The organism is Portibacter marinus, from assembly GCF_021533195.1.
GTDB lineage: Bacteria > Bacteroidota > Bacteroidia > Chitinophagales > Saprospiraceae > Portibacter > Portibacter marinus.
The window spans coordinates 776,755-789,041 of record NZ_JAJNKB010000001.1 but is presented as its reverse complement, the minus strand read 5'-3'; the positions used below and the strand labels follow the sequence as shown (position 1 = coordinate 789,041).

At 40.9% G+C, this 12,287-nt stretch carries 8 protein-coding genes; 4 read left to right on the top strand and 4 right to left on the bottom strand.

Annotation, left to right across the window (positions count from 1 at the left end):
* The first annotated feature begins 4 nt into the window (after window positions 1-4).
* Genes L2567_RS03305 through L2567_RS03295 form a run of 3 tightly spaced genes read left to right on the top strand, consistent with a single transcriptional unit; the run spans window position 5 to window position 6,686 of the window.
* Window positions 5-973 (top strand): hypothetical protein, encoded by a 969-nt coding sequence (locus L2567_RS03305; RefSeq protein ID WP_235296270.1) that lies wholly within the window; start codon window positions 5-7, stop codon window positions 971-973.
* Window positions 974-977: 4 nt separating this feature from the next.
* Entirely contained in the window at window positions 978-3,539 is a 2,562-nt protein-coding gene (locus L2567_RS03300; protein ID WP_235296269.1) for a T9SS type A sorting domain-containing protein, read from the top strand.
* A gap of 12 nt (window positions 3,540-3,551) precedes the next feature.
* On the top strand, window positions 3,552-6,686 hold the full coding sequence (locus L2567_RS03295; protein ID WP_235296268.1) for a T9SS type A sorting domain-containing protein: 3,135 nt from the start codon (window positions 3,552-3,554) through the stop codon (window positions 6,684-6,686).
* Between the two features lie 52 nt (window positions 6,687-6,738).
* Here the strand turns inward: L2567_RS03295 and L2567_RS03290 are convergent, their stop codons facing one another.
* Window positions 6,739-8,337 carry a solute:sodium symporter family transporter gene (locus L2567_RS03290; RefSeq protein WP_235296267.1) on the bottom strand — a complete coding sequence of 533 codons (1,599 nt, stop codon included), beginning with the start codon at window positions 8,335-8,337 and terminating at the stop codon, window positions 6,739-6,741.
* 222 nt (window positions 8,338-8,559) lie between these two features.
* Between L2567_RS03290 and L2567_RS03285 the strand changes: the two genes are divergently transcribed.
* A complete protein-coding gene (locus tag L2567_RS03285) occupies window positions 8,560-9,366 on the top strand; it encodes an alpha/beta hydrolase (protein ID WP_235296266.1) in 807 nt (268 codons plus the stop codon).
* Window positions 9,367-9,495: 129 nt separating this feature from the next.
* Here L2567_RS03285 and L2567_RS03280 read toward each other — a convergent pair whose 3' ends face one another.
* From L2567_RS03280 to L2567_RS03270, 3 genes are all read right to left on the bottom strand, one after another.
* Window positions 9,496-10,578 carry a dipeptidase gene (locus tag L2567_RS03280; RefSeq protein ID WP_235296265.1) on the bottom strand — a complete coding sequence of 361 codons (1,083 nt, stop codon included), beginning with the start codon at window positions 10,576-10,578 and terminating at the stop codon, window positions 9,496-9,498.
* On the bottom strand, window positions 10,579-11,682 hold the full coding sequence (locus L2567_RS03275) for a D-TA family PLP-dependent enzyme (protein WP_235296264.1): 1,104 nt from the start codon (window positions 11,680-11,682) through the stop codon (window positions 10,579-10,581).
* A 105-nt stretch (window positions 11,683-11,787) separates the two neighbouring features.
* Window positions 11,788-12,249, bottom strand: a complete 462-nt coding sequence (locus L2567_RS03270) for a RidA family protein (RefSeq protein WP_235296263.1) — start codon at window positions 12,247-12,249, stop codon at window positions 11,788-11,790.
* Window positions 12,250-12,287: the final 38 nt, after the last annotated feature.

The window sequence follows — 12,287 nt, the reverse complement described above, 5'->3', positions numbered from 1 at the left end:
TCGAATGAAACGAGTAAATAAAATATTGATATTAATTCTTACAGGTATACTGCTGGCTTGTGGTGGATTTGTAGAAGATGGAATAGAAGTGGATTATGAGGATTCGGATGCGAGTTTGGAGATCAATCCTATTGGGCAAAAGAATGGTGCTGCCAATGACATTGTAAGCTTTGAAATTCTAGCAGATTCTGATTTTGACATCAAATCGTGTATCATCAAAACAACCATAGAAGGAAAGAATGGATCCGGATATAACGTCAGTGACGATTCGTATGACGATCCTTTCGCTGATCATAATTTCGGCACCATCAGACCTGGAATAAAGCAATTTAAAGTGCGGTATGATTACATCATTCCGGATGATGCTAATAAATCAAGAATCACGGTCATATTAATCGATGAATCGGGAAAAGTTCAGAAGGAAACAACGGTAGAAGTCGTTCCCGCTGTAAGGGTCTATAATGAATTGGTCGTTTATGCAAAAGATGCTACATTTCACGATGCCATTGCTGCTTCAGAAGGTATGGTATATCAGGACATAAAGTCTAATTATAGCACATTCTCGGCTGAAAATGTTGCAATCCAGGAGAAGATAGACATTATTTTTTATTATAATCCTGCAAATAATAACTCGGTCATTGCAGCTCCAGCATCTGGTAGGCTAGACCTTGATCTAAATGTAGAGAACAGCACTAAATTTATGAAGATTGACATTGCAGCAGATACAGATCTTGAATCTCTATCCGCTGGAGATGTAGAAAGAATCACAACAGAGGCAGAGATATCAGCAAATGGATCTACAGTAGTTGATCGGGTGGAGCGTGGTGATTTTATCGCTTTTGTTGCAGACTTAAATGCCATTAATTCACTCAATAAAGGAATTCTCAAAGTCGATGCGCTGCATCCTGGCGCTGTACCCAGATATGATGGCACTTCCTATGTATTAAAATGCTCTATAATTGTCCAACAATAAAATGATGATAGCAATCAAAAAATATATACTTGTTTTATTGGGCTTGATTGCCTTCACATCCATTCATTCACAATTTAAAGTTGCAGAGCAGGACTCATTGGCTTTAGTAGCCTTCTATTGGGCCACAGATGGTCCTAACTGGATATCTAATCAGGAGGGCTTTAATCGTGAAAACCTTTCCACTGAATGGCAGGATTTTTATGACGGAGGGTTTAACAAGTGGTTTGACGGTCCCATTTCAGAATGGTTTGGTGTAAGAGTGGAAGAGCGGGCTCTCCCTAACTCTACGGAAACGATCGGTAGAGTGACCTGGCTCTGGCCGGTTATTGGTCGGAGAACAGACGGGCAGAACAATTTGTCTGGATATGTTCCGCATGATGTTGGACTCTTAACGGCATTGCAGCAGTTTCGGGTCAATGGGAATGATGGTTTCAGAGATGAAATCATACCAGATGAGTTGTACTTAAAGTCCTTACAACATTTCGATACCGAGGCCGCATGGTTCGGAAAAGGAATTTCTGATGCATTTCGTAATTGTACGGATATTCGAAAAATCAATGTTCGATATAATAATTATGATTATGTCCCTAATCTGGATTTCCTGGGAGCTGAAGGTGCAAGAAATCTACAAGGGACGCAATGGTTTTACAATAGTCGTTTCTCCTATTTCTTAATGGAAAGGATCGTTGAATTTTTCTACTCAGTTTCGCCAAACCCAATGGAGTTTGGACTGGAAGCAAGGGATATGTTTGATGTGGGTGATGTTCAGGAAATCGTAGCACCGCTGGGCTCATCAGTTGAGATGATTTGTACTGAGGCAGGAACAAAAGAGGAGTTTATTACCTATCAATGGTTTAAAGAAGGACTGAGTAGATTTGGGAGAGATGATAAAACATATAGTATCTCCAGTGTGAAAGAATCTGACTATGGTCACTACACTACAAGGATTACAAATGATTATGTCAAATCCTATGATAGCAATGGCAACTATGGTGAAGTATTTACTAAAGGAGTATTTCTGGTACCTGAACCTGTCGCCCCCGTGATTCAAAAGGCAGTGGTCCATGATAGTGGTCAGTATATTGATTTGTACTTTTCAAAAAGAATGGCCGGATCAGAGGGATATGAAGGCTTGATTGTACAGGCTGATGGACAAGTTCATGAGGTTAGTGGATTTGAAATTAGAGGTAGAATCGACAGAGAAGTCAGAATTTTCTTAAGTGAAGCAATTGCAGAAGAAGAGCGTGTGATTTTGAGTTATGAAGGATCGGTTATTGCTGATCAAAATGGCGGGAAGCTTAATGCATTAGATGAAATGGAAGTAGAGAATCGGGCGGGACAGTCTCCTCAACTCCTTTCGGCTGTTACCACTTTAGATGGTAGTGGAATCATCTTAAATTTCGATTATTTTATTGATGCGAATTCAATTCAAGATGCGTCATTTGTTGTTCAAGGGAACAATACCTATGAAGTGATAAACAAGACACTTCTGGCAGGGCCTTTAGATAATTATATCTCAAAATCAGTCCTACTTACCTTAAATGAGTCATTGAGTGACAGTACGGAAATACTTTCTGTACAGTATCAGGAAGGAAGCATTCATGGTCTATATTCCGGAACTGTCATCCCTGGGGAAACCATAGATGTGGAAAACGTGGTTACCGTAGATCGATCTGAAGTGACCCTTTATTTCGAGGATGGTAGTGAATCCTTTACGGACATGGTCATTGAAGGCAGCTGGAGAATAGTGCCAATTCAACTTTACGACGACGGCAGTAATGGTGATCAAGTGGCAGGGGACCATACTTGGACTGTTACTACAGCTTTGGCAGATGATGAATATGATTGGGATGTTTTCTCAAGAACCACAATTGCAGTCACGGATACCGTTTATTCCACAGACTCATTGGGCAATACTGTACTCACTTTGATGCCCAGAGAGGAAAATATGGACTCACTTATTACAGGCAATGTATTTCTTAGTTTTAGAGTTGCTGACCGGCAGGTAACTGGTGATACGCTCTTTGGAATCTTAAATCGAGATGTCACTTTTAATGTTCAAGCCAATACAGATGGAGATAATCTTTATTTGATGGGTATCGACAATGATTGGAACGACGGATACCTTATGGAAAAGATGGGAGACCAATTGTACACCTTTACCTTGCCTAAGAAAACAGCGGGTGATGTCATTACCTACAATTATCGAAAAGGGGAGGAATTTGAAAATCAAACTCCGGAAACCAGAAATTATACGGTTGTAAATGATGAGAATATCATCAATGATGTTTTCGGTATCTTTACTCATATAGAGGACCTGGATGCCATTGACATAAAAATCTATCCCAATCCATCAAATGGTGATCTAATCAACATCGAATCTGAATACACCATAGACCGCATAGAAATATATAATCATTTAGGTCAAAGAGTCAAAAGCATGAATACGAATGGTGAAAAACAAACTACAATCCAACTTTCAGAATGGAATAGTGGGATTTATCACCTTGTGGTTGAATCAAAAATACAATCGTCAAGAAAAACCTTTAAAATACTGATTTACTAAACAATGAAAATTATGGCAACAATTAGACAACTTTTTACGATATGCCTGTTGGCATGTCTAAGCTTTTTTACCTCAAACCTAAATGCGCAGGATCTCGCAGCAGACTCACTGGCTTTAGTGGATTTATACAATCAATGTGGAGGTGAAAACTGGGATGGTTTCGAATCCTGGTTCAATGGTCCTCTTTCGACATGGCGAGATGTGACCGTAGACAGCGCGACACAACGCGTTACCCATGTAGAATTTATTAATATGTCATTGGTAGGTACATTACCTTCTAGTCTGGGCAACCTGGACCAAATGAGTGGCAAGATTCAACTCAATGGCCACGAAGGATTAACAGGCGAGCTGCCGGCATTCTTATGGAACTGGGTGAATGTCGAAAGGTTTCAGGTAAAGTTCTGTGGCTATACATCGATAGATGTCACCGGCATGGAAAATATGGTTAACCTGACAGAGTTTAATTCTGAGAATACGCCGATCGCTGGTATGGTTCCAGCGGTGATTTTCGAGTTACCTGCCATGGATAAATTGTATTTGCATGATAGCGAGTATGATGCCCTACCACCTAATATAACCTCTATTTCCGGCTACACCAGACTTTACCTCAATGGTAACAACCTTACTGAAATACCGGACATGTCAGGCATTACCTGGGGCGATGGGGCAAAAATCCGAGTTCATAATAATAAATTGGACTTTGAAGATTTAGAACCTAACGTTTCTATTCAGGATCAAATGCCAGTGGAAGAGTTCAGGTATTCACCACAAATGACGACATCTGAATTAACTTTCATGTATCCCGATGTCGGAGATACTGTAAGGCTTGATGCTACGATACCCGGATCGCAAAATGTATACATTTGGTTAGATGGGGATGATGAAATTGTTGCTGAGACAGCGATTTACGAAATAGAGTCATTTGATCCTGCAGTACACTCAGGGAAATATTATTCTGTAGCACAAAGTACGCTTGTACCAGGCCTGGATATTGTTTCTGAGCCAGTATATCTATATCAGTCACCATTGATTCAGGATTCAATAGCATTGGCAGATCTTTATAATAATAACGGTGGAAATACTTGGGAGGGTTACGATACCTGGCTCAATGGACCAATTGCTGATTGGGAAGGTGTAACTGTCGACAGCGCTACTCAACGTGTAGTCGGAGTGGATTTCAGAGATATGCATCTGACCGGTACACTTCAGGAAACGCTAGGAAATTTAACCGAGATTTCAAGTAAGATAGAGTTCAGAGATGACACTCTGTTGGTGGGTGCACTTCCTTCATTCTTATGGAACTGGACAAAAGTTGAGCGCTTCCAATTAAAATTTAGTGGAATTACCTCCATAGAAACAGACGGCGTTGAAAAAATGGTAAACCTAACAGAATTCAATACTGAAGGATCACCTATAGAAGGCATGGTACCAGCTGAATTTTTCATGTTGCCTTCAATGCAGAAATTGTATTTCCATGACGGAGAATATGATGCCTTGCCTCCAGAAATGGTCACTACCAGCGGATTGGACAGATTATATTTAAATGGAAACAATCTTACTGAGCTACCTGATATGTCTAATATTGTATGGGCTGAAGGAGCAAAAATACGGGTTCACAATAACCACTTGACTTTTGAGGATCTAGAGGATAATATTGTATTAACCATGGATACATTGGTTGAAGAATTCAGATACTCTCCGCAGGCTAAAGTGGGTGAAATGATGACTTTAATGCCTGAGCCAGGTAGTGAAGTAACTTTACAAGTGCCGGTCGGTGGAAGTGAGAATGTCTATTCTTGGATAAAAGGAGAAGATCTGGTAGGCGAGGGTGAAAGCTTTGTCATAACTTCATTCGATGAAGCTGTAGATGCAGGGACCTATTATGTCGTGGTACAAAGTCCACTTGTTCCGGGCTTAGATATTGTTTCTCATGATATCGTGCTATTGGGAAATGCAGCCAGTATGGATTCTTTAGCACTTGTGGATCTTTACAACTTTAACGGTGGTGAAACATGGGTAGGTTATGACTCCTGGTTAAACGGACCCATTGATACCTGGGAAGGAGTTACTGTAGATAGTTTGACACGACGAGTAGTAGGGGTAGATTTTCGGGATATGCATCTGATTGGTACATTACAGGAATCTCTTGGTAATCTAACCGAGTTATCAAGTAAGGTTGAATTTAGAGATGATTCACTTCTAGTAGGTGCATTGCCATCTTTTCTTTGGAATTGGACAAAAGTCGAACGCTTCCAGTTGAAATTTAGTGGTATCACATCTATTGAAACAGAAGGGGTTGAAAAAATGGTAAACCTGACAGAATTCAATACGGAAGGATCGCCAATAGAAGGCATGGTCCCAGGCGCGTTTTTCACGTTACCATCTATGGTTAAATTGTATTTCCACGATGGTAATTACGATGCTTTACCTCCGGAATTATTGACCTCAAGTGGACTTGATAGATTATATTTAAATGGAAATAATTTGACAGACCTACCTGACATGTCAGGAATTGTATGGGGAGATGGTGCTAAAGTCAGGGTACATGATAACTTCTTAACTTTCGAAGATTTGGAAAGTAATGTGGTCATTACACAAGATACCCTGGTAGAGGAATTCAGATATTCTCCTCAGGCTAATGTAGGTGATTCAACAGCACTGGATCTGGATACCGGTGACACACTAGCAATATCAGTGAATGTAGGTGGTTCTTCCAATGTTTATACCTGGATAAAAGGTGAAGATATGGTTGTGGAAGGCGCTGAAGAGGCTACCTTGCAGATAGATAGTGTAACCACTGAGGATAGCGGATCTTACTTTGCTTTGGTTCAAAGTCCACTTGTACCAGGTTTGGATATATTCAGTGAACCTACTACCGTATCTGTAGCACCGCCTTCAGGCTTGGTGGAACTGACTTTCGATGGATTGAAAATTTACGGAAACCCAGTGGGTGAAAAAGTGAGAATTCAGTCCGAAGAGGTGATTGGAAAAGTTTCTGTTTTTAATGCAGCAGGACAATTGGTTTTCCGTCAAAGCTATAATGCCAAGGATATCCAATTAAATTTAGGTCATCTTCATGCGGGATTATATCATATCATGCTTCAGGATGATCAAAAATATCAGACCATTAGTGTAGTTAAAAAGTAGATTTATAATCTGTGTTATAAAAGGTTTCTGGCGTTTTGCTGGAAACCTTTTTTTATACATTGCCCAATAAGATGTAAATCAAAATCGTCACAACGACAAGGAAAATGCTGAATGATCTGGCATATTTCCAAGGCTTCAAATCAAGCACTCCGGCATCGTGAATGGTGAACCGCTCTTTAGGTGGCCTTAGCATAGAAACCAGATGCATCACAATGATGTTGCATACAAACTCAATGCCCCATATATGTACAAAGTGGAGGTCCACCTCAAGGACATAATAGGTGATGACATAGAATGCCAAGCCGAAAATTAGACCTGCCTTGGCACCTGTCGAGGAGACCCTGGGAAAAAGAAAGCCTGCGATGATAACACTGGCGATGGGAATAAAGAATATTCCATTAAGTTGCTGAAGTAATTGGTACAAACCCGCGGGAGCATTCGCGACATATGGGGCAATAAGGATTGCAAATGCAGCTAAAATAAACGACGTCCACTTACCAATTGAGACCAATGTAGATTCTTCTGCGGTCTTCTTAATGTACCTCTTATAGATTCCCAGGCTAAAAACAGTAGCCGCGCTATTTAGAGCAGAATTGAAAGTAGTCAGTATGGCCCCCATCATTACAGCAACGAAAAAACCAGTTAACCATGCGGGTAGTACCATTTTGACCAACCTTGGATAGATACTGTCCTGATCATCATAATACATGTCACCAAAATGATAGAAGGCTATTATTCCGGGTAAGACGATAACGATTGGAACCAGAATCTTCAGCAGACCTGTGAGCAGCAAGCCTTTTTGCGCTTCTTTTAAATTAACTGCACCTAAAACCCGTTGAATGATCGATTGATGCATGGTCCAGAAATAAATCTGATTGATCATGAGCCCGGTAAACAAAACCTCGAAGGGTAGTATGGCTTCCCTGGCACCTTGACCGATACCTGACTCCCGACTGACCACATTGAATTTTTCGGGAGCATTGGCAAATACTTCTGAAAGTCCTGTGAAAGGATTTCCACCTCCGATGGCCATGAGCGCCATAATGGGTACTAATAATCCAGCTACCAATAAACCAAAACCGTTAATCGTATCCGTGTAGGCGACCATTTTCAAACCTCCAAAAATGGCATAAATGGCTCCTAGACTTCCCACAAAAAGTATGGTAATCCAGATGCCTCTGCGCTGCGAAACACCCAGCATATCTGAGATTTCAAAAATCGCCTCAATATTTAAGGCGCCGGTATACAGTACAATAGGGAGAAGGGTAGCGACGAAAGATATGATCAGTAGTAATGCCACGATGGTCCTTGTCAATCCATCGAATCTTCTTTCTAAAAATTCGGGAATCGTGGTTAAGCCCATTTTTAAATACCGTGGTGCAAAGTACATAGCTGCGATCACCAGGGCCAATGCAGAGGTGACTTCCCATGCTACGATGATCGCTCCATTTCTATAGGAAGAACCGTTCATTCCCACCAGATGTTCCGTTGATATATTTGTTAGGAGTAGGGAGCCAGCGATTACAATTCCAGTAAGCGATCTGCCTCCTAAAAAATATCCATCTTGGGTATTGATGTTGTCCCTTCTTAATTTATAGCTGGCAAATGCTGCTACAAATCCTGTAAAAAGTAAGAAAGTTAGCCACGTCATGACAATAAATTTAATCAAATTAATGAAAGAGCATCATTTAATGCTACCTTAAAGTGAGGGTAAGATGATGCCTCAAAATCAGAGAGCATATCACATTATTCTCTAAATGATTCAAGGTTTAAATTAAAATAAGCATCAACATTAAAAATGATTAATGAACACAGGTTTAATGGGTTACGGTTTTATAATGGAAAGATCGCTTGTTGGTTGTTTCTTCTCTTTATGATTTTATCAAATGATGTCGTGGCACAGAATGAGATTTTATACAAGGAAGTGGATACAACTAAGCTTTATCTGGAAGCCCACTACCCGCCTTCCTGGGATAGTACCAGGACATACCCGGCCATAATTTTCTTTTTTGGAGGCGGTTGGAATGGTGGGGATCGTTCACATTTTAAACATCATGCCAACTACTTTTCTAAAAGGGGACTGGTTTGCTTTTTAGCTGACTACAGAACGAAGCAAAATAGTGGTACGACACCATTTGAATCTCTGAAAGATGCCAAGTCGGCGATCAGATATTTGAGGAAGAATACCCGTGCTTTGCACATTGATCCTAATAAAATCATTGGTTCTGGTGGTTCTGCAGGTGGACATCTGGCAGCAGCTGCAGCCATGATTGAAGAATTTAACGATGCTTCAGATGATTTGTCAGTCTCTTGCAAGCCAAACGCCCTGGTTCTGTACAACCCTGTCATTGATAACGGTCCAGGTGGATATGGTTATGAACGGATTGGTGATCAATACAAAGATTTTTCTCCTTTGCACAATATCAGACCTGGTGCTCCTCCGACGATTTTTTTCCTGGGTACTAGGGACTCACTGGTGCCGGTTGAAACGGCAGAGTATTATTGTATGGTTATGAAAGCGATCAGTAGTCCATGTACTTTGCATTTATATGAAGGACAGGGTCATGGCTTTTTCAACTACCGCAATTTTGATTATTACAAACTGACGGTTGAAGAAACTGATCATTTTTTGCAGGTCAATGGCTATCTTACCAATCAACCTCAAGTAATGATAGAGTGAACTGTTTAAATGTGCCCTTGAAAAATAATGTGGAGTAGATATTTGTCCTCTGGGCAAAGGATTTTGTTGAGTTTTAGTTGATCTGGATGGCTCGAAGCATACTAAGAAAATCAGTTGTGAAAGCGTAATTTAGGTGATGGAATCAAAGCTCTCTTTTAAAGCTTTCCCTATAATTTTTTGCCAGTTACCATGCATTATTTTCTGAATGTCGTCCTGGGAATACCCACGGTTTTCCAACAAGGTGGGAATTTTAGAGAGATCAGCAATAGTGTTGATATCTGAAGGGCATTGTTCTGTCCCAAACCCTCCATCCAGATCACTGCCAATGGCAATATGATCTGTATTACCGGCTATTTGGCAAATATGGTCCATGTGGTCAATCATATCACTTAAGGTCACGCTTGTATTTTTAGGAGTGGAAACTCCACGGGTCCAATCTGGTACCATCATCCAAGCGTCCAGTACCTGGCCGATGACCGCATTACGATCAATCAAGGCTCGAATCTGCTCATCAGAGAATTGGCGGTTGTGCGGAACCAGAGATCTAGTGTTGCTATGTGATGCCCAAACCACCCCGTTATAATGATCCAAGGATTCCCAAAAACTGGTATCACAAAGATGGGTAACATCCAACACGATCTTTAGCTCGTCCATTTTTTTCAGTAGTTCCCGACCCTTGTGACCGATACTTCCCTCACTGTTAGTTCCGTATGCATAAGTACCAGGACCATAGTGAGCGGGTCCTATAGCTCTGAGCCCCTGGTCATGAAGTTGGTATAAGTGATCGAAGTCTACTATGGAATCTGCTCCTTCAAGGGACATAAGATATCCGATGCTTCCCTGATCCCGATGACTCATAAAGGTCTGAAAATCTTCATAGGATTTAATTTGCTTCAGCTCTCCTTGTCGTTCCATTTCAAGATACCAGGCTATCTGGCCTTGAACAGTCGCCCAGGCCTGCTCTGGAGAATTCCAACCACCCAGAGGGTGTGAAGGCTTCGCATACCGGGCAATTAAAGTCGCTATACAGAAGAAAATGTTACCTCTTCGCATTTCAGAAAATGAAACAACACCATTTCCTCGATCGGGCTTATCACTTTGATCTTCTTCAAGCAGTCTGATCCTGTCAATGGGCATTCTCAAATCACGATTCCACTGCATAGCGTTCATGCTGAGGTCGAGATGCCCATCGATGATCAGCTGACTCGCCATTTACACCGTAATTTTTCTTTTTCGCGCAGTAACATCCCAGGTATCTGTAAAGTTACCTTCGGAAACAACGTGGATCTGTTCATAAAGGGCAACGGTAGGGCAAATGTGATAAGGATATGCAGTCAAAACCTGACCCACTTGTAACTGGTTCTTCTTTTTGCATTTGATGACCAGGTGTTCTTCAGATTGGCTGACTTGTTTTGCTTTCAGGTTATCCGTAAATTTGATCCGGGGAAAAGGATTTTCACTGGCTACACTTTTATGACCAAGATCCAGGCAATAATGATATTTGTCAATTTGTGATATGACTCTCGTAGCTAAAATTGCTGCCTTATTAAATGCCTGCTCTTTATAGTGCTCTGCATATCGTTGATCCCAAAAGATCCAGGTACCAGGGCTGCATTCCACATCATGAAACCTAGAATGGACTGTAAATGAGGGACTTCCCCCAGCTATAATATTTAATTTGCGACCTGTCAACTCTGTAATCTGATCAAATAATTTCTCGACTGGTCCAAAAGACTTCATAACCTTTTTGATCCGTTCTTCGAAGCTGGACATTCGAAGATGTCCATCGTAGCAATGAATGCCCATCAGTTCAACGTTTTCTAGGGCCTCGACCGTTTCTGCCAATTCAAATGCACTCTTTACCTTAATTCCTGTTCGATTTTGACCATTATTGATGTCGATATAGACTTGTGCAGTTTCATCTGCCAAAGCAAAAGTGTCGTTGAGAATTTGTACATTTTCGAAATCATCTACCACACTAGAAAAATTAGTATTGAGATACTTCTCAATTAAATTGAGATATCGGCCAATTTTTGGTCCTTGAAGAGCATAAGCGATGAGTACATCGGGAGCACCGGCTATTCCTAGCATCTCAGCCTCGGCAATGGTGGCGCATTTGAATTTGTTAATGCCTGCTTCCATTTGCATCTTTGCTACTTGCAGGCTTTTGTGTGTTTTAATGTGAGGGCGAAAGTGTTCTACTCCTTGTGCGTATACGATGGCTTGTTGAATATTGTATTCGACCATGTCTCGATCTGCGATTAAAGCAGGGGTGTCAATTTCCGAGTAATCAATTTTGTTCCAATAGTTGCTCAATGGATATCGCTTATTTTGTCAGTAAATTAATCATTTTTATTTGGAAACAGCCTTATGGCGATGTTTCCGGAACTGTAGCTTGGGATCAAATGCTTTCATTGAGAATTACTTCAGTAAAAATTGGGCTTCGATTTCAACTGGGATATTATCAGGAAGAGAACCCATTCCTACTGCTGATCTTACTCCTACGCCATGCTCTTGACCCCAAATATTTCGAAACAGCTCACTACAGCCATTGATGATGTAAGGGTGCTTGCCAAATTCTGGCGTACAATTGACCATTCCAAGAACCTTAACGACTCTTTCGATCCTATCTAAGCTTTCCAGGTTATCAAGCAACGTTGAAATAATGGAGAGGCCTACCTGTTTAGCAGCTAGCTTACCTTGTTCAATATTCAAATCCTGTCCGATACGTCCTTTGATTAGGGTTCCGTCCGTTCTGAATGTCCCATGTCCTGAAACATACGCCATATTACCAACAATCAAAAAAGGTTTGTATACCCCCATAGGTTGAGGTGGTGGAGGAAGTTCCAGATTGAGATTCTCGAAATTTTGTTGTGGGTTCATGATTTTATTTGTTGTTGTAAGTTATTGAATTTTCATTG